The 18,757-nt window shown below is 71.7% G+C and carries 19 protein-coding genes; 14 read left to right on the top strand and 5 right to left on the bottom strand.

The genetic code is table 11. The annotated features are described in order from the left end of the window. Nucleotides 1–77 precede the first annotated feature (77 nt). From IE313_RS18125 to IE313_RS18080, 10 genes are all read left to right on the top strand, one after another. Nucleotides 78–533, top strand: a complete 456-nt coding sequence (locus IE313_RS18125) for a Cg1360 family ATP-synthase-associated protein (RefSeq protein WP_189933405.1) — start codon at nt 78–80, stop codon at nt 531–533. Between the two features lie 297 nt (nt 534–830). Further along, entirely contained in the window at nt 831–1,637 is an 807-nt protein-coding gene (gene atpB / locus IE313_RS18120) for a F0F1 ATP synthase subunit A (RefSeq protein ID WP_189933404.1), read from the top strand. Between the two features lie 78 nt (nt 1,638–1,715). Then, complete coding sequence (atpE, locus tag IE313_RS18115; protein ID WP_189933402.1) at nt 1,716–1,964, top strand: ATP synthase F0 subunit C; 249 nt, start codon at nt 1,716–1,718, stop codon at nt 1,962–1,964. Between the two features lie 41 nt (nt 1,965–2,005). Next, on the top strand, nt 2,006–2,557 hold the full coding sequence (locus IE313_RS18110; RefSeq protein ID WP_189933400.1) for a F0F1 ATP synthase subunit B: 552 nt from the start codon (nt 2,006–2,008) through the stop codon (nt 2,555–2,557). Further along, nucleotides 2,554–3,369 carry a F0F1 ATP synthase subunit delta gene (locus IE313_RS18105; protein WP_189933398.1) on the top strand — a complete coding sequence of 272 codons (816 nt, stop codon included), beginning with the start codon at nt 2,554–2,556 and terminating at the stop codon, nt 3,367–3,369. The genes IE313_RS18110 and IE313_RS18105 overlap by 4 nt, the downstream gene beginning before the upstream one ends. A gap of 127 nt (nt 3,370–3,496) precedes the next feature. Then, the gene (atpA, locus tag IE313_RS18100) at nt 3,497–5,083 is read left to right on the top strand and encodes a F0F1 ATP synthase subunit alpha (protein ID WP_189933397.1); all 1,587 of its coding nucleotides are present in this window, start codon (nt 3,497–3,499) and stop codon (nt 5,081–5,083) included. Between the two features lie 20 nt (nt 5,084–5,103). Further along, nucleotides 5,104–6,060 (top strand): F0F1 ATP synthase subunit gamma, encoded by a 957-nt coding sequence (locus tag IE313_RS18095; RefSeq protein WP_189933395.1) that lies wholly within the window; start codon nt 5,104–5,106, stop codon nt 6,058–6,060. Beyond that, entirely contained in the window at nt 6,060–7,502 is a 1,443-nt protein-coding gene (gene atpD / locus IE313_RS18090) for a F0F1 ATP synthase subunit beta (protein ID WP_189933393.1), read from the top strand. Before IE313_RS18095 ends, atpD begins: the two co-directional genes overlap by 1 nt. 164 nt (nt 7,503–7,666) lie before the next feature. Beyond that, a complete protein-coding gene (locus IE313_RS18085) occupies nt 7,667–8,041 on the top strand; it encodes a F0F1 ATP synthase subunit epsilon (protein WP_189933391.1) in 375 nt (124 codons plus the stop codon). Nucleotides 8,042–8,198: 157 nt separating this feature from the next. Continuing rightward, complete coding sequence (locus IE313_RS18080; RefSeq protein ID WP_189933389.1) at nt 8,199–8,690, top strand: DUF2550 domain-containing protein; 492 nt, start codon at nt 8,199–8,201, stop codon at nt 8,688–8,690. Between the two features lie 64 nt (nt 8,691–8,754). Here the strand turns inward: IE313_RS18080 and IE313_RS18075 are convergent, their stop codons facing one another. From IE313_RS18075 to IE313_RS18055, 5 genes are all read right to left on the bottom strand, one after another. Continuing rightward, nucleotides 8,755–9,402, bottom strand: a complete 648-nt coding sequence (locus tag IE313_RS18075) for a response regulator (protein WP_189933387.1) — start codon at nt 9,400–9,402, stop codon at nt 8,755–8,757. Continuing rightward, entirely contained in the window at nt 9,399–10,733 is a 1,335-nt protein-coding gene (locus IE313_RS18070) for a sensor histidine kinase (protein ID WP_229924738.1), read from the bottom strand. The genes IE313_RS18075 and IE313_RS18070 overlap by 4 nt, the downstream gene beginning before the upstream one ends. Before the next feature lie 316 nt (nt 10,734–11,049). Continuing rightward, nucleotides 11,050–11,622: a cob(I)yrinic acid a,c-diamide adenosyltransferase gene (locus IE313_RS18065; protein WP_189933385.1), complete on the bottom strand. Its 573-nt coding sequence runs from the start codon at nt 11,620–11,622 to the stop codon at nt 11,050–11,052. Nucleotides 11,623–11,779: 157 nt separating this feature from the next. Then, complete coding sequence (locus IE313_RS18060) at nt 11,780–12,535, bottom strand: ABC transporter permease (protein ID WP_189933384.1); 756 nt, start codon at nt 12,533–12,535, stop codon at nt 11,780–11,782. 79 nt (nt 12,536–12,614) lie between these two features. Next, nucleotides 12,615–13,397 (bottom strand): ABC transporter ATP-binding protein, encoded by a 783-nt coding sequence (locus IE313_RS18055; RefSeq protein WP_189933382.1) that lies wholly within the window; start codon nt 13,395–13,397, stop codon nt 12,615–12,617. A gap of 80 nt (nt 13,398–13,477) precedes the next feature. On the opposite strand from IE313_RS18055, the gene IE313_RS18050 reads away from it, so the two are divergent. The 4 genes from IE313_RS18050 (at nt 13,478) to IE313_RS18035 (ending at nt 18,705) form a co-directional block, all read left to right on the top strand. After that, complete coding sequence (locus tag IE313_RS18050) at nt 13,478–14,119, top strand: TetR/AcrR family transcriptional regulator (RefSeq protein WP_189933380.1); 642 nt, start codon at nt 13,478–13,480, stop codon at nt 14,117–14,119. Between the two features lie 167 nt (nt 14,120–14,286). Next, complete coding sequence (locus IE313_RS18045) at nt 14,287–15,135, top strand: 3-hydroxyacyl-CoA dehydrogenase family protein (protein ID WP_189933378.1); 849 nt, start codon at nt 14,287–14,289, stop codon at nt 15,133–15,135. 345 nt (nt 15,136–15,480) lie between these two features. Then, nucleotides 15,481–15,804 carry an STAS domain-containing protein gene (locus tag IE313_RS18040; protein WP_189933376.1) on the top strand — a complete coding sequence of 108 codons (324 nt, stop codon included), beginning with the start codon at nt 15,481–15,483 and terminating at the stop codon, nt 15,802–15,804. A gap of 231 nt (nt 15,805–16,035) precedes the next feature. Next, entirely contained in the window at nt 16,036–18,705 is a 2,670-nt protein-coding gene (locus IE313_RS18035) for an ABC transporter ATP-binding protein (RefSeq protein ID WP_189933374.1), read from the top strand. The last annotated feature ends 52 nt before the right edge of the window (nt 18,706–18,757 follow it).

Raw genomic sequence — 18,757 nt, 5'->3', positions numbered from 1 at the left:
GCTCAACGTGGATCGTTGACGAGTCGCTGTCAGTCACCCCGTGCAACCCGCCCCCAACTTCCGCTGGAGCTGCCCGCATGCAGTCCAACGACGCCCGGATTCTCCGGGGTGCGGCGATGATCGCTGCCCCCGTGGGAGTCGTCGCCACCGTGGTCAGCGCGTTCGTCGCAGGTGAGAAGGGCCTGGTCGGCGGGCTGGTGGCGCTGGCCGTGGTCGCCGTGTTCTTCGGTCTCGGGTCCTATGCGCTGATGCGCATCACCCAGGACAAGCCGCAAGTGGCCATGACCGCAGGGCTGCTCGTCTACACCGTGCAGATCCTGCTCATCGGTGTCTTCATCGTCCTGCTCGAGGACACCACCCTCTTCAGCGGCCGGGCCTTCGGCCTCAGCCTGCTGGCCACCGCCCTGGCCTGGGTCGGCGGCCAGGTCCGCTACAGCCTCACCAGCAGGATGTTCTACGTCGATCCCGAACCCTCCGTGGTCACCAAGGAGGCGGCGGGCGCGGCAGGCGCGGAGTCCCGCGATGCCGCGTAAGGGCTGCGTTAAGACGCTCCACGCTGATCTGCTATCGTCCGGAATCGCTTCCGCCTGCGGGGATTCTCCCCGGTCATGGGCCGCGGCAGGGCTAAGCCCCCGCGGTCCCCGGCGAATCCGGACGGACGGCTGTGGCCACGGCGCGGCAGCCCGGATGACCGGACCTCGGCGGACGCTCCCTGTGGACCGCGGCGGCACCGCCTCACCACCACGCCCCCAGTGCCGAACAGCGGCCCCGCCAGCCGCGCTGACACACAAGATTGCCGTTACCTATGCGTCACGACGAAGGAGTCACGGGTGAGTGCCCACACGCTGCTCGCTGAGCCTGGATGTCATATCCGGCAAGACTGCGCATTCCCCGCCCCTGGTCTCCAGTCGTTCAACTTCGACCCGATCTTCAGCGTCGGCGGCTTCGACTTCACCAAGCCGATGCTGCTCGCGGTCATCTGCACGGTCCTGGTCGTCGGATTCTTCTGGGCGGCTTTCAACAAGCCCAAGCTCGTCCCCGGCAAGCTGCAGCTCGCCGGTGAGATCGGCTACAGCTTCGTGGCCCGCAGCATCGCCCGCGAGGTGATCGGCAAGAAGGGCGACAAGTACGTTCCGTTCCTCACGTCGATCTTCTTCTTCGTGTGGATCATGAACATCATGTCGATCATCCCGCTGGCGCAGTTCCCGGCCACCTCGCGCTTCGCGTACCCGGTCGCGCTCGCGGCGCTGGTCTTCATCACCTACATGTTCCTGACGTTCAAGACGCATGGCTTCCGCGGCGGTGTCAAGAACCTGGTCTGGATCAGCGGCCTGCCCAAGCCCCTCGTCCCGCTGATCGTGCTGCTGGAGTTCATCCAGAACGTGATCACCCGGCCGTTCACCCTCGCGGTGCGGCTGTGGGCCAACATGTTCGCCGGTCACATGCTGATCGTGCTGTTCAGCATCGCGAGCTGGTACCTGCTGACCCCGACCTTCCTGTCTGTCGTCGCCGGCGGCTCGTTCCTGTTGGCGGCCTTCATGACCGCCTTCGAGCTGCTGATCCAGTTCCTGCAGGCGTACATCTTCACGCTCCTCGCCTCGATCTACATCAGCGGAGCGCTCGAAGAGGGTCACTGACCCGAGTACCGCACTCATCCCGTCAGTCCTCCGCTGGGAAGTCCCTCAGCGGACCGCATCACAAAGGAAGACAGGTAAATGTCTGCCGAGCTTGTTGTTAACCTCGCCGCCGCCACCACCGCAGGCCGCCTGGGCGCGGTCGCCTACGGTCTCGCCGCCATCGGCCCCGGCGTCGGTATCGGCCTGGTCTTCGGCCACTCCATCGAGGCGATGGCCCGCCAGCCCGAGGCCATGCCGATCATCCGCACGAACATGTTCCTCGGCTTCGCCCTCTGTGAGGTGCTCGCGCTGCTCGGTCTGGTCGTGCCCTTCGTGTTCCAGAAGTGAGCCGTTACCGACGGTAGCCACACTCGACGAAAGGTTCGGACATGTTGCACTTGCTGGCGCAGGAGGAGGCGCAGAACCCGCTCCTGCCCGAAACCGCGGAACTGGTCGTCGGTCTGCTCTGCTTCTTCATCGTCTTCGGCATCCTCGGCAAGAAGCTCCTGCCGAACATCCAGAAGACCCTGGCGGAGCGCCACGACGCGATCGAGGGTGGCCTGGAACGGGCGGCTCAGGCGCAGGCCGAGGCCACCCGCACGCTCGAGGAGTACCGGGCCCAGCTCGCGGAGGCGCGCCACGAGTCGGCGCGGATCCTGGAACAGGCCCGTGAGCAGGGCGCGGTGATCATCGCGGAGATGCGCGAGGAAGGCCAGCGCCAGCGGGAGTCGATCATCGAGGCGGGCCACGCCCAGATCGAGGCGGACCGCCGCCAGGTCTCCGTTCAGTTGCGCCAGGAGGTCGGCCGGCTCGCCACCGACCTCGCGGGCCGCGTCGTCGGTGAGTCCCTGGAGGACACCGCACGCCAGAGCCGCGTGGTCGACCGGTTCCTCGACGAGCTCGACGCCAAGGCCGAGCAGACGCAGGGCGCCGCCACGTGAGCAACGCCACGCGTCAGTCGAACGCAGCAGCACGCGAGCGCCTGGAGGCGCTGACCGACAGCAGCGCGGTCGACACCTCCGCCCTCGCGGGCGACCTGCTGGCCGTGACGGACCTGCTCGACCGCGAGGCCGGACTGCGGGGCACCCTGACCGACCCCGGCATCGAGGGGCAGCGCAAGGCCGACCTGGTCGGAGCGCTCTTCGGTGGCAGGATCGGCGCCGAGGCGCTCGACCTGGTGTCCGGTCTGGTCCGGACCCGCTGGTCGGTGGCCCGCGACCTGGCGGACACCAGCGAGCAGCTTGCCTTCCTCGCCGAGATCATCGGCGCGGAGCGGGACGGAGCGCTGGACGAGACCGAGGACGAGCTGTTCCGCTTCGGCCGCATCGTCTCCGGCAGCGGCTCACTGCGTGCCGCGCTCACCGACCGCGGCGCCCCCGCCGACGCCAAGGCCCGGCTGCTGGGCGAACTGCTGGGGGGCAGGGCCAACCGGTTCACCGAACGGCTCCTCACCCGTCTTGTGACCCAGCCGCGGGGACGTAGCCTTGATGCAGGGATCGATGCCCTGACCAAGCTCGCCGCTGCGCGCCGTAACCGCGTGGTCGCGGTCGTGGTCTCCGCGGTTCCGCTCAGCGATCGGCAGAAGCAGCGGCTCGGCACCGCGCTGGCCAGGATCTACGGCCGGCAGGTGCATCTGAACCTCGACGTGGACCCGGAGGTCCTCGGCGGGGTGTCGGTGCGCATCGGTGACGAGGTCATCAACGGGACCATCGCGGACCGCCTGGACGAGGCGTCCCGCCGGATGGCCGGCTGACACGAGCGCAGCCGCCACCCACGCAAAGCAGAAGAGCGGCCCTGGTTGGGCCGTAGCACAGTGATATCTGGGGGGATCCCCCCAGACCCCCAGACGTCGGGCCCAACAAGGAGAGCAGGAAACTCAGATGGCGGAGCTTACGATCCGGCCGGAGGAGATCCGGGAGGCGCTGGAGAACTTCGTCCAGTCGTACCAGCCGGACGCGGCCTCGCGCGAAGAGGTCGGGACCGTCACCGAGGCCGGTGACGGCATCGCCAAGGTCGAGGGGCTGCCCTCGGCCATGGCCAGCGAACTGCTGAGGTTCGAGGACGGCACCCTCGGTCTCGCGCTGAACCTGGAAGAGCGCGAGATCGGTGCCATCGTCCTCGGCGAGTTCGGCGGCATCGAGGAGGGCCAGCCGGTCACCCGCACCGGCGAGGTCCTCTCCGTCCCCGTCGGCGAGGGCTACCTCGGCCGTGTCGTCGACCCGCTCGGCACCCCGATCGACGGCCTCGGCGAGATCTCGTCCGAGGGCCGCCGCGCCCTGGAGCTGCAGGCACCCTCCGTGATGCAGCGCAAGTCGGTGCACGAGCCGATGGAGACGGGCTACAAGGCCGTCGACACCATGACCCCGATCGGCCGCGGCCAGCGCCAGCTGATCATCGGCGACCGCCAGACGGGCAAGACCGCCCTGGCCGTCGACACCATCATCAACCAGCGCGACAACTGGCGCTCCGGCGACCCGCAGAAGCAGGTCCGCTGCGTCTACGTCGCCATCGGCCAGAAGGGCTCCACCATCGCCTCGGTGCGCGGCGCCCTGGAGGAGGCCGGTGCCCTGGAGTACACGACCATCGTCGCGGCCCCGGCGTCCGACCCGGCCGGCTTCAAGTACCTGGCGCCCTACACCGGCTCCGCCATCGGCCAGCACTGGATGTACCAGGGCAAGCACGTCCTGATCATCTTCGACGACCTGTCCAAGCAGGCCGACGCCTACCGCGCCGTCTCCCTGCTGCTGCGCCGCCCGCCGGGCCGCGAGGCGTACCCGGGCGACGTCTTCTACCTGCACTCCCGGCTGCTGGAGCGCTGCGCCAAGCTCTCCGACGACATGGGAGCGGGCTCGATGACGGGTCTGCCGATCGTCGAGACCAAGGCCAACGACGTCTCGGCCTTCATCCCGACCAACGTCATCTCCATCACCGACGGCCAGTGCTTCCTGGAGTCCGACCTGTTCAACGCGGGCGTGCGCCCGGCCCTGAACGTCGGCATCTCGGTCTCCCGGGTCGGTGGCTCCGCCCAGCACAAGGCGATCCGGCAGGTCTCCGGACGACTGCGCGTGGACCTCGCCCAGTACCGCGAGCTGGAGGCGTTCGCCGCCTTCGGCTCCGACCTGGACGCCGCGTCCAAGGCCCAGCTCGGCCGCGGCCAGCGCATGGTCGAGCTGCTGAAGCAGGCGCAGTACGCCCCGTACCCCACCGAGGACCAGGTCGTCTCCATCTGGGCCGGCACCAACGGCAAGATGGACGACGTCCCCGTCCAGGACATCCGCCGCTTCGAGCGGGAGCTGCTCGACCACCTGCACCGCGAGCAGAAGCCGCTGCTGACCTCGATCGTCGAGGGCGGCAAGATGTCGAACGAGACCATCGACAAGCTCTCCGAGGCGGTGGAGGCCTTCAAGAAGCAGTTCGAGACCTCGGACGGCAAGCTGCTCGGCGACGACACGTCCGCCGCCGAATGACGACCGAAGGGACCTGACTCATGGGAGCGCAGCTCCGGGTCTACAAGCGTCGCATCCGGTCCGTCTCCGCGACCAAGAAGATCACCAGGGCGATGGAGATGATCGCCGCCTCGCGCATCGTCAAGGCGCAGCGCAAGGTGGCGGCCTCCACGCCGTACGCGACCGAGCTCACCCGCGCGGTCACGGCGGTGGCGACCGGTTCCAACGCCAGGCACCCGCTCACCACCGAGGTGGAGCGGCCGACCCGCGCCGCGGTTCTGCTGCTCACCAGCGACCGCGGCCTGGCCGGCGGCTACAACTCCAACGCCATCAAGTCCGCGGAGCAGCTCACGCAGCGGCTGCGCGGCGAGGGCAAGGAGGTCGCCACCTACATCGTCGGCCGCAAGGGTGTCGCCTACTACCAGTTCCGCGAGCGCCCGATCGCCCGCTCCTGGACGGGCTTCACCGACAACCCGGAATACGCGGACGCCAAGCAGATCGCCGACCCGCTGATCGAGGCCATCCAGCAGGAGACGGCCGAGGGCGGCGTCGACGAGCTGCACATCGTGTTCACGGAGTTCGTGTCCATGCTGACGCAGACCCCGGTCGACCGGCGCCTGCTGCCGCTCAGCCTGGACGCGGTGAGCTCTTCGGCCGTGGCGGACGCCTCGGAGGGCGCGGGCACCGAGGGCCCGGCCCAGCGGGGCGGGGTCCGGCCGCTGTACGAGTTCGAGCCGTCGGCGGAGGGCGTGCTCGACGCCCTGTTGCCGCGCTACGTCGAAAGCCGGGTGTACAACGCGCTGCTGCAGTCGGCTGCCTCCAAGCACGCCGCGACCCGGCGCGCGATGAAGTCGGCGACCGACAACGCCGGAGAGCTGATCGAGACCCTCTCCAGGCTTGCCAACGCGGCCCGCCAGGCCGAAATCACCCAGGAAATCAGCGAGATCGTCGGTGGCTCCAGCGCGCTGGCCGACGCGACCGCGGGGAGTGACAAATAATGACCACCACTGTTGAGACCGCGACGGCTACGGGCCGCGTCGCCCGGGTCATCGGCCCGGTCGTCGACGTGGAGTTCCCCGTCGACGCGATGCCGGAGATCTACAACGCCCTGCACGTCGAGGTGGCCGACCCGGCCCACGAGGGCGAGAGGAAGACGCTGACCCTGGAGGTCGCCCAGCACCTGGGCGACGGCCTGGTGCGCGCCATCTCCATGCAGCCCACCGACGGCCTGGTCCGCCAGGCCCCGGTCGTGGACACCGGCGAGGGCCTGACCGTGCCGGTCGGCGACTTCACCAAGGGCAAGGTGTTCAACACCGTCGGCGAGGTGCTGAACGTCCCGGAGGAGAACGCCAACATCACCACCCGTTGGCCCATCCACCGCAAGGCCCCGAGCTTCGACCAGCTCGAGTCCAAGACCGAGATGTTCGAGACCGGCATCAAGGTCATCGACCTGCTCACCCCGTATGTGCGGGGCGGCAAGATCGGCCTGTTCGGCGGCGCCGGCGTCGGCAAGACCGTGCTGATCCAGGAAATGATCTACCGCGTCGCCAACAACCACGAGGGTGTGTCGGTGTTCGCGGGCGTCGGTGAGCGCACCCGCGAGGGCAACGACCTCATCGACGAGATGACCGAGTCCGGCGTCATCGACAAGACGGCGCTGGTCTTCGGTCAGATGGACGAGCCGCCGGGCACCCGTCTGCGGGTCGCGCTGGCCGGCCTGACCATGGCGGAGTACTTCCGTGACGAGCAGCGTCAGGACGTGCTGTTCTTCATCGACAACATCTTCCGCTTCACCCAGGCGGGCTCCGAGGTCTCCACGCTGCTCGGCCGTATGCCGTCCGCGGTGGGCTACCAGCCGAACCTCGCCGACGAGATGGGCATCCTCCAGGAGCGCATCACCTCCACCCGGGGCCACTCGATCACCTCCATGCAGGCGATCTACGTCCCCGCGGACGACCTGACGGACCCGGCGCCCGCCACCACCTTCGCCCACCTGGACGCCACGACGGTGCTCTCCCGTCCGATCTCCGAGAAGGGCATCTACCCGGCGGTGGACCCGCTGGACTCCACGTCCCGCATCCTGGACCCGCGCTACATCAGGCAGGACCACTACGACGCCGCCATGCGCGTCAAGACGATCCTGCAGAAGTACAAGGACCTCCAGGACATCATCGCCATCCTCGGCATCGACGAGCTCGGCGAGGAGGACAAGCTCGTCGTGCACCGCGCCCGCCGGGTGGAGCGCTTCCTGTCGCAGAACACCCACGTCGCCGAGCAGTTCACCGGCGTCAAGGGCTCGGACGTGTCGCTCGACGAGTCGATCACCGCGTTCAACGCGATCTGCGACGGCGAGTACGACCACTTCCCCGAGCAGGCCTTCTTCATGTGCGGCGGTATCGAGGACCTCAAGAAGAACGCCAAGGAGCTCGGCGTTTCCTGAGGGGTCGTAGGGAACGTCCCAGGGGCAACGGAAGGGGGCGGGAGCATCCCGGCGGGTCATCCGCGGGCATGCACCCCGCCCCCTGTCCTACGCCCCATCAACAGACCACTAGAATTCAATCCACACCCGGCACAACCGCCGGGTGGTGACCCGAGGAGCCACCCTTGGCTGCTGAGCTGCATGTCGAGCTGGTCGCCGCAGACCGCCAGGTCTGGTCGGGCGAGGCAACCCTGGTCGTCGCGCGCACCTCGTCCGGCGACATCGGCGTCATGCCCGGTCACCAGCCGCTGCTCGGTGTGCTGGAGTCGGGCCCGGTGACCATCCGCACGGGTGAGGGAGGGACGGTCGTCGCCGCGGTGCACGGCGGCTTCATCTCCTTCGCCGACAACAAGCTGTCGCTGCTGGCCGAGATCGCCGAGCTGTCGGACGAGATCGACGTCCAGCGTGCGGAGCGTGCCCTGGAGAGGGCCAAGGCCGAGGCGGACGACTCGGCGGAGCGGCGGGCCGACGTCCGGCTGCGGGCGGTGGCGGTGCGCTGACCTCCCCGGAGCCCCAGGGGGCGGCGAGCCCACTGGCGCATGGTGCTGTGGCTCAGCCGCGGCCGGGACTGGAGCACTCCGGACCGGGCCGCGGCTGAGGCAATGCGGGATCAAGCAGGGTCGTTCCGTTACCTACGAGGCGAGGAGGTCGGTGCCGGTGATCCTCGCTGTGCTGGTGAGCGGTGTCGCGGTGGTCGCGCTGGTCGTACTCGGGCTGCTCGCCTTCGGAGTGCGCCGCAGGCTCATCCAGCGCTCCGGAGGGACCTTCGACTGCAGCCTGCGCTGGAACGTCCCGGCGGTGGGCGGACACGACGGCACCGAGCCCCTCGCGGGGGCCGGCGACGAGGTGGCCGGCGGCAAGGGCTGGGCCTACGGCATCGCCCGCTACAACGGCGACTGCGTGGAGTGGTTCCGCGTCTTCTCCTATGCGCCGCGGCCGCGCAGGACCCTGGAGCGCGGTGCCATCGTGGTGCTGGGCCGGCGCACGCCGGAGGGCGAGGAGGAGCTGGCGCTGCTCTCCGACGCGATCGTGCTCAGTTGTGAGCACCGGGGGATCCGGTTGGAGCTCGCGATGAGCGAGGACGCCCTCACCGGGTTCCTGGCGTGGCTGGAGGCCGCGCCCCCCGGACAGCGGGTCAACGTCGCCTAGCGGCCCGGGCCCGACGCCGGCATGAGCCCGGGCGGGCGCCCGTACACGCCCTTCGGGCACCCCCTCACACGCCCAGTTCCTGGGCCAGCACCGCTGCCTGCACACGGCTGCGCAGCTTCAGTTTGCCCAGCAGGCGGCTCACATGGGTCTTCACCGTCGGCTCCGCCAAGGTCAGGCGGGCGGCGATCTCCGCGTTCGACAGGCCCTCGCCCAGACAGGACAGCACCTCCCGCTCCCGGCGCGTCAGGGCGTCGAGAACGGAGCGGTCGGGGCCGGTCACGTCCGGGGCCGGCTGGGCGGCGAACTCGGCGATCAGACGGCGGGTGACGGCGGGAGCGATCGTGCCCTCGCCGCCGGCCACCGTCCGCACGGCCGCCAGCAGGTCCCGGGCCTCGGCGTTCTTCAGCAGGAACCCGGCCGCCCCGGCCCGCAGCGCTCCGAAGACGTACTCGTCCAGGTCGAAGGTGGTCAGCACCAGCACGTCCGCCAGCCCTTCGGCGACCACCCGGCGGGTGGCCGAGACCCCGTCCAACCGGGGCATCTGCACGTCCATCAGCACCAGGTCGGGACGGAGCCGGCGGGCGAGCGCCACGGCCTGCTCGCCGTCCGGTGCCTCGCCCACGACCTCGATGTCCGGCGCGCTGCGCAGGATCAGGACGAGTCCGGCCCGTACCGCGGACTGGTCGTCGGCGACCAGGACCCGGATGGTCATACCGCTCCTTCCTCGCCGCAGGGGTGCGTCCCCCCGGCGGCGGCCCGTGCCGCACCGCCCGGAGCCCGGGCGGCGTGTGCTCCCCCGCCGGCGGGCCGCGCGGCCGCGCCGCGGCCCGCGGACGGCCACGCACCTTCGAAGGCGCCGGCGGCCGCCGTCCGCGCGGTGTCCAGGGGCAGCGTGGCGGACACCGTCCACACGGCGCCGTCGGCCGTCGCCGCCCCTCCCGCGTGGAACGCGCCGCCCAGCAGTGCCGTACGCTCCCGCATCCCGACCAGGCCCGCACCGGCGCCCGGTGCCCGGGGCGCGCCCGCGGGGCCGTGCGGACTGGTCACCCGTACCTCCAGCGCGCCCTGCGACACCGTGAGCGCGACGGTGACCCGGCCGGGCGAGGCGTGCTTGAGCGCGTTGGTCAGCGACTCCTGGACGATGCGGTAGGCGGCCAGCTCCACCGGTGCGGGCAGCGCACGGCCCGGCGGCCGGGTGTCGTCGAGGCGGACGGCGAGGCCGTTGGCGCACGCCGCCGAGACCAGGGCGTCCACAGCGTCGAGGGTGGGCGCGGGTGCGGGCTCGCGGTCGTTGCCCGGGTCACGGAGGATTCCGATGAGCCGGCGCATGTCCGCCAGGCCCTCGACGCTGTTCTCGCGGATGACGGCGAGTGCCTCGCGGCTGGTGCGCGGCTCGTCCAGGGACAGTGCCGCGGTGGAGTGGATCGCGATGGCCGAGAGGTGGCCCGCGACCATGTCGTGCAGCTCGCGCGCCATCCGGGCGCGCTCGGCGGTCACGGCCTGCACCCGGTCCGCCTCGGCGAGCAGCGCCGTCTGCTCGGCCCGCAGCCGCTCCGTCTCCGCGGCGTCCCGGTGGTTGCGCACCAGCGCGCCGGTGGCGGCCGGTGTGAACGCGACCAGGCCGCACAACACCCCGATGAGCAGCGCCTGCGGGGTGCGCCACCACGCGAGCACGCCGAGCGTGAGCGAGACGGTGACCAGTCCGGCGACGATCGGGATGCGCCGGGCCTGGGCCGGCGTGCCGTACACCACGGCCGCGTACATGATGTCGGTGAACATCAGGACCGTGGCGAGGTTGCCCGGGGTGAACTGGTCCGCGGTGACGGCCGCCGTGGCGACCAGCAGCGCGGTGTGCGGGCGGGTCCTGCGCAGCAGTTCCAGGGCCGCGGTCACCACCAGCGGCAGCGGCACCCATGCCGCGCCGAGCAGTCGCCCGCTCTGCGTGGTGAGCCCGAGCGCCCACAGCAGCACTCCGCTGAGCAGCCCGGCGCCCGCGATGAGGTGGTCAGCGCGGTGCGGGCGGGCCGGTGCGGACAGGGCCATGGAGCCATCCAACACCGCCCGGGCCCCCGGGCGCCTGGTCCTGGGGAAGGAGCCCGCGGCCGCCGCGGTACATCGAAGGATGCAGCCGCGGTACGCCGAAGGGTGCAGGCCGTCCGCGGTGCCGTCCGCGCACCGCCCGCGGCGCCCGGTGCGCACGGCACCGGTGCGCGCTCCGCGCGCCGCAGGCAGGACCCCGGACGCCGGCGCACCGCCGCGGCGGTGGCGGCCGCCCGCGCCGTGCACGGTGGCCCCGCACGGTGTGAGCGCACTCACGTACCCGTTCAGGCCAAAGAAGCGGCCGCCTCCCGGTGTCCGCTCAGCGCTCGCCGCCCGGCACCCACAGCACGTCGCCCGTCTCGCGGTTCGCGGCCCGCGCGAGGATGAACAGCAGGTCCGAGAGGCGGTTCAGATAGGTGGCGGTGAGCGGGTTCATCGTCTCGCCGTGCACCTCCAGCGCCGCCCAGGTGGAGCGCTCAGCGCGGCGGACGACGGTGCACGCCTGGTGCAGCAGTGCCGCACCGGGCGTGCCGCCGGGCAGGATGAAGCTGTTCAGCTTCTCCAGATCGGCGTTGAAGCGGTCGCAGTCCGCCTCCAGCCGGTCGACGTAGGGCTGCTCCACCCTGAGCGGTGGGTACTCCGGCTCCGCGACGACCGGCGTGGACAGGTCCGCGCCGACGTCGAAGAGGTCGTTCTGCACGCGCACGAGGACCTTCACCAGCTCCTCGCCGAGTCGCCCGAGCGCGATCGCGGTGCCGATGACCGCGTTGGCCTCGTTGGCGTCCGCGTAGGCGGCGATCCTGAGGTCGGTCTTCGCCGTCCTGCTCATGTCCCCGAGGGCGGTGGTGCCCGTGTCGCCGGTCCTGGTGTAGATGCGTGTCAGCTTGACCATGGGGCCAGCCTAGGCCGGACCGGGCCGCCGGGCACCGGGCCCTGCGGCCGTGCCGCGGCCGGACGTGCCCGTGCGGCGGCACCGGGCCGCCGGTGGGACCTGCCTGCCGGTGCGGCCTGCCTGCCGGTGCGGCCCGCAGCGGCGGGCGGGGCCCCTGCTACGCCCCCGCCCTGCGGAACACCCGGGTGCCCACCACCAGGGCCAGGGTGAGGAAGGCGGTGGCCACCAGCGTCCCGTACAGCATGCCGGCCGTGGCGTACCGGCCGAGGTAGGCGTCGCGCATCGCGTCGACCAGGTAGCGCAGCGGCATGAGGTGGGAGAGCAGGTCGAGCCAGCCGGGGGCGAGCGCCATCGGCAGCATCAGCCCGGACAGCAGCATGGAGGGCATGGTGACCGCGTTGACCACGGGGCCGAACTCCTGGGGTGTGCGCACCCGCAGTGCCAGGGCGTACGACAGGCAGGACAGCGAGAGGGTCAGCAGGGCGGTGAAGGCGAAGCCGATCAGTACCCCGGCGAGCGGCGCCCGCAGGCCCATGGCGATCGCGGCCAGTACCAGCAGCACCGCTTGGAAGAGGAAGAGGGCGGTGTCGCGCAGGGTGCGGCCGAGCAGCAGCGCGAGCCGGCTGACCGGGGTGACCCGCATCCGCTCCACCACGCCCAGGTTCTTCTCGATGATGATCGAGAAACCGGCGAAGGCGGCCCCGAAGAGCCCGAGTTGCAGCAGCAGACCGGGCACCAGGACCTGCCAGGAACTGGCGCCCGGTGCCAGCGGCAGACCGGTGAGCAGCGGACCGAAGAAGAGCAGGTACAGCAGCGGCATCAGCACGCCGAAGAGCATCTGGAAACGGGACTGGAGGGTTTGCCGGGCGTAGCGCCCGAAGATCAGCGCGGTGTCGGAGAGCAGGGCTTGCATCGATGGGCGTCCTTGACGGTTCGGGACCCGCACGGCGGCGAGCGGGCGGCAGCGGGGTCCGTACGGCTACGGGTGGGGCCTACACGGCGACGGGAGCGGTGTCGGAGGACGCCGGGCCGCGTCCGGTGATGGCGAGGAAGGTCTCCTGGAGGCCGGCGTCGAGCGATCCGCCGTAGCGGAGCTTGAGCGCGCTCGAAGTGCCCTCGGCGGCGACGGTGCCCCGGTCGATGACCACGATGCGGTCGCAGAGCGCGTCCGCCTCGTCGAGGTAGTGCGTGGTGAGCAGGACGGTGGTGCCGTGCTCGTCGCGCAGCCTGCGCACCAGCTCCCACAGGTCGGCGCGGCTGCCTGGGTCGAGGCCGGTGGTCGGCTCGTCGAGGAAGAGGACCTCGGGGCGGTGGGTGAGGCCCATCGCGATGTCGAGCCGCCGCCGCTGGCCGCCGGAGAGCGCTCCGCACGGGCGGTCGAGCACCGCGCTCAGGCCCAGGTCGTGCGCCAACTCCTCGGCCCTGGCGGCCGCTTCCGCCTTCGGCAGCCGGTAGAGCCGGCCCTGGGTGAGGAGTTCCTCGCGCACCGGGATGCCGGGGTCGACGCCGCCGGACTGGGCCACGTAGCCGCTCTTCGCGCGCACGCCCACGGGGTCCGACGCCAGGTCGCAGCCGGCGACGGTGGCGGTGCCGCCGGTGGGTGCGAGGAGGGTGGTGAGCATCCGGAGCGTGGTGGTCTTGCCCGCGCCGTTCGGGCCGAGGAAGCCGAGGATCTCACCGCGTTCCGCGGACAGGTCGATACCGCGCACGGCCTCGACGGGGCCGCGTCCGGTGAGGAAGGTCCGGGCCAGGCCGGACGTACTGATGAGGGGCATGCCCAACAGAAAAACAGAGACACTGAAATTTTGCAATGACCCCAAAAATCATCTGTCTCCAGTGAACGTACGATGGCCGCATGGCAGAGGGGCTCAGGGAGCGCAAGAAGCGGCAGACCAGGCAGTACATCTCGGACGTCGCGACGGGCCTGTTCCTGGAGCGCGGTTTCGACGCGGTCACCGTCGCCGAGGTCGCCGAGGCCGCGGACGTCTCCGTCAACACGGTCTACAACTACTTTCCGGCCAAGGAGGACCTCTTCCTGGACCGGATGTCGGGCGTCGTGGACCGCCTCTCGCGCTGGGTGCGCGGCCGGGACGCGGGCGAGTCCGCGGCCCGCGCCGTACTGCGCGAGCTGCGGGACGAGGTGGAGTCCGTCTCACCCCGGGTCGGCCTCGTCAAGGGCTACGAGCACTTCATGCGCGTGGTGCACGACGCGCCCACGCTCAGGTCCCGGCTGTGGAGCGTCGGGCAGGTCGTCCTGGAGAACCTGGAGCAGACCCTGCGGGAGGAGACCGGCGCGGCCCCGGACGACCCGACGCCGACCCTGATGGCCGGGCAGATCAACTGGATCCACCAGACCGTCATGGGCGTCATCGGCCGCCGGATGGTCACGGGGCGCTCGCCCGAGGAGGTCTCCCGCGAGGTGCTCGACCTACTGGATGCGACCGAGGACATCCTGAGCGAAACAGTGCTCAACTACGCGGTACGCGGCCAAGGATGAGCCCCCGGCGCCCGGCAGCGGTGTGATATGCGTCAGGAGGGACGTGACACGCATCTCGTCACGCCCCATCGCGGCCCTTCGGGCGCTAGGGTCCTGCACACGTCAATGGCGTCCCGGGGCGGCAATGGGGCCGTGCCGGTGGCAGTACGGGACAGGGGAGTCACACAGTGGCACGGAAGCTTGCCGTCGTCGGCGCCGGGCTCATGGGGTCCGGAATCGCGCAGGTCTCCGCAGCGGCGGGCTGGGACGTCGTCCTGCGCGACATCACCGACGCCGCCCTCACCCGTGGTACCGACGGCATCAAGGCCTCGTACGACAAGTTCGTCGCCAAGGGCAGACTGACGGCCGAGGACGCCGGCGCGGCACTCGCCCGGATCACCACGACCACCGATCTGGACGCCGCAGCGGACGCCGATGTCGTGGTCGAGGCCGTGTTCGAGAAGCTCGACGTCAAGCACGAGATCTTCCGGGCGCTCGACAAGCTGGTGCGCGACGACACCGTGCTCGCCTCGAACACCTCCGCCATTCCCATCACCAAGATCGCGGCGGTCACCACCCGTCCCGAGCGCGTGGTGGGCACGCACTTCTTCTCGCCGGTCCCGATGATGCAGCTCTGCGAGCTGGTCCGCGGCCTGAAGACGAGCGACGAAGCCCTTACCGCCGCACGGGACTTCGCCGAGTCCGTCGGCAAGACCTGCATCGTGGTCCGGCGCGACGTGGCGGGCTTCGTCACCACCCGGCTGATCTCGGCCCTCGTCGTGGAGGCGGCCAGACTCTACGAGTCCGGCGTGGCCACCGCCGAGGACATCGACACGGCCTGCAAGCTGGGCTTCGGCCACGCCATGGGACCGCTCGCCACGGCCGACCTCACCGGCGTCGACATCCTGCTGCACGCGGCAGAGAACATCTACACCGAAACGCAGGACGAGAAGTTCGCCCCGCCCGAGCTGATGCGCCGGATGGTCGACGCCGGCGACATCGGCCGCAAGAGCGGACAGGGCTTCTATCCGCACTGAACGACCGGATCCGGCGCCACGCACCCCTCAGCGGCCGCCGGACGGAACCGACGTCGAGTGTCAACCCCATGGTCACCCACCGGGGTGAATTCGGCATCGGTTCGCCTGCAAGCAGCAACTCCCGTGTCCGTACGGCCGTCAGTCGCAGTGACCTGTCGACGGGTCACGCGGCACGGACGCCACGGACTCCGCACAGCCGGACCACCGCGCGCGGCCCGACCAGCCGACGGCCGGGGACACCGCGTGCACCGCGCGCGGCCCGGGCGGACCACGCGGACCGCGCCGGCACGTGCGGCGACGAAAGACGAAAGACGAAAAGGGACACCACACTCTCGGGGAGCGCATATGCACATCAGGGGCGACCACACCGAGCTGGTCGTCGGGGGCCGCCTCGACGTCCGCAGCGCGGCGGACGCCCGTACGGTCCTGCACTCGGCCGTCGACGACGGCGCCGGTGACCTGGTGCTGGACCTGTCAGAGCTGGACTCCTGGGATGCCACGGGGCTCGGCGTCATCATGGGCGTGCACCGCAGAGCCGGGCGGTGCGGCCGCCGGCTCGTCCTGCGCGACGTGCCTCCCCAGATGCAGCGGCTGCTGGTGGCCACGCGACTGCACCGGATCCTCGCCATCGAGGGCGGCATCGGACTCGAATCCCTGCCCCGCGTGTAACCGGATATCCGGACAACATCCACTGAAGTGCACCTCGCGGGCAATCCATGCGAGACGGTGATGAGCCGGGTGCTGCGCCACCCCGGCTGTTCCCGGCCACCGGGTGAGGTCTAGGGTGCGGTGACCCGTTGTATGGACAGACCCGGGCAACGGGCACCGGACCCGAAGCGACAGCGCGGTGTGCACGAGGCCGGGACGGCTCGGCGGGCAACGCTCTTGGGGGCACTCACCATGGATCCGATGAACCGCGGACCCGAAGACCACCGCAGTCCTGCGGGCGACCCCGCCGACGCGGCCACCCCCGCCGCCTCGGGCGTGTCAGGCGACGGCCCCGCGGGCGGCCAGGGCCAGGCGGGCGACCCGCTCGCGGCCGCCGAGGACAAGAGCGCACCGAGGCCCGCCCGCGCCGTGCGGCTGGTCTCCGGCGACCTCCTCGTCACCGTCAACCCGGTCGACGGCAGCGAGGTCGAGCCGTGCCCGCCGGACCGCCGTCCGCCCCGCCCGGTCAAGCGCACCGCCGCCGAGCGTGCCGAGCTGGCCAGGGCCGCCCGCCCGCCCCTGCCCTCGGGCCCCCTGCCCTCCGGGCTCCCGCTCCTCGAACGCGACGGGGACCGCGCCAGGCTGGGCCGCCTGCTGTCCCGCGGCCGTTCCGTCCGGCTCACCGGACCGTCCGGATCCGGCCGCAGCACCCTGCTGGACGCCGTCGCCGAGGACTGCGCGGGCCTCGCCCCGGACGGCGTCATCCGGCTGTCCGGGCACCGCCGCACCGTCAAGGACGTGCTGCACGAGCTGTTCCGCACCGTCTACCGCAGCGACCTGCACCGGCCGGCGGCCGCCTCCCAGGGCGAGCTGGTCCGTGAGATAGGGGCGGTCGTCATCCTGGACGACCTGGAGTTCGGCGGGAGCGCGCTCGACGAACTGCTGGACGCCACGCCCGAGTGCGCCTTCGCACTCGCCACCACGCCGGACGTCACCGCGCCCTCGGCCGACTCCCACCTGGAGGAGATCTTCCTCGGCGGCCTCGGCCGCGGGGCCGGCATGGAGCTGCTGAGGCACACCGTCGGCCGCGAGCTGACCGAGGAGGAGACCGAGTGGGCCGGCGACCTGTGGTTCGAGTCCGGAGGACTGCCGGCGCGCTTCGTCCAGGCCGGCGCCCTGCTGCGGCGGCGTGACCAACTGCGCGCCGGGGCCGCGGACCCCGCCGAATCCGAGGCCGCCGGGGCCGTCCCCGAGCTGCCGCTGCCCTCCCTGGCCGAGGGCCCCGCGCCCGTCGCGCTGCTCGCCTCCCTGCTGAGCGCGTCCGCCCGCACCGCGCTGCGCTTCGCCGTAGCCCTCGGCGGCGAGGTGCCGCACCGCGCGCAACTGCCCGCGCTGCTCTCCGAGCCGCGCGCCGACGCCGCCCTCGCCGAGCTGCTGGCCGGTGGCCTCATCACACCGGTCGGAGGCCGCTACCGCCTTGCCGCGGGCGTCCAGGCGCAGTTGGAGGCGTCCGGGTTCGCCGACGACGCCGAGGAACGCGCCCGGGTGGCGGGAGAGCACTACGCCTGGTGGGCCGGGCACCCCTCGGTCGGGCCCGAACGGGTGCTGGCCGAGGCGGACGCCGTCCTCGCCGCCCTCGCCGCCCTCATCCCGAGGACCACCACCCAGCACACCGCGGGCGGTGAGCGCAGTCTCGCCGTCCGGCTGGCCCGCACCGCCGCGCCCGCCTTCGCCGCCGGGCTCGACTGGGGCGTCTGGGAACGTGCCCTGCGCTCGGGACAGGAGGCGGCGCGCCGCTCGGGCGAGGTCGCGGAAGAGGCCTACTTCCACCACGAACTGGGCGTCCTCGCACTCTGCCACGGCCGCCTCGACCGGGCCCGCGCCGAGCTGGAGGCGTCCATCGGGCTTCGGGGCGCGCTCGCCGACAAGCGCGGCACCGTCGCGGGGCGGCGCGCCCTCGCCCTGGTGGAGGACCGCTCCCGCCCCCTCGCGCTGCCGCCGGGCCAGGCAGCGCCGATGCCTGCCGGACCCGTTCCCGATGCGCAGGGCCGGACCCCTTCCGCCGCCGTCCAGACCTCGTTCGCGGCCGCCCTTCCGGCGGCACCCGGCGCCGCCGCGGCCGATGCGGACCCCGTGACCGCCAAGCTCCCGTCCGTCGCGCCGAGCGGCACCGCACTGACCGCCCGACTGCCCGCCGCGGGCCGTCCGGAGGGCGCGGGCGCACCGGACTCGGGCACCTTCGGAGCCCGTGGGCCGGGCGACGGCGGTACGGCCCCCCTGGTGGGGCACCGCGGCGAGGCGCCGGGCGACGGCACTGACGGACGGTCTGCGGGGCACCGGCGTACCGCGACGAAGAACACCCGGCGCAATCTGGCGGCCGCGGGCGCGGGTGCGGTGCTCGCCGCAGTGCTGGGCACCGTGGTCACCCTCGGCGCCACGTCGGACCACGACGAGCCGTCCACCAAGGTCGGCCCCGACCCGTCCATGAGCCAGGACGACGGCAGCGGCATCACGGCCGACCAGCCGGCGCAGAGCCCCAGCGACACACCGGACCCGACCGGCTCGGCCACCAGCGGCAGCCCCAGTGCCTCCGACAGCCGGGCGCCGGGCGACTCCACGAGCACGGCGCCCGGCGGCGGTTCCCCGCACCGGCCGACCACGTCCTCGGGCCCGACGCACCAGCCCTCCAGCGAGCCCCCGACGGAATCGCCCAGCCACAAGCCGCCGACCAGCCGGCCGCCCACCTCGAAGCCGCCGTCCCAGTCGCCCAGCTCGCCGCCGTCCGGCTCACCCACGGACGACCCGTCGCCGCCCGGTGCCTCGGACTCGGCGAGCGGCCCGGTGCCCAGCACCACGGTCGGAAGCCCCACCGGCACGGATGCGCCGCCGTCCAGCGCGTCCGCGAGCAGCACCCTGGCCTGAGCCTGAGCACCCTGGCCTGACGTCGAACCGGCGGTCCTGGCCGGTTCCTGCC

Source organism: Streptomyces sulfonofaciens, from assembly GCF_014656295.1.
Classification (GTDB): Bacteria; Actinomycetota; Actinomycetes; order Streptomycetales; family Streptomycetaceae; genus Streptomyces; species Streptomyces sulfonofaciens.
Note: the sequence above shows the minus strand (reverse complement) of the source record. Positions and strands in the feature narration are given on the sequence as shown.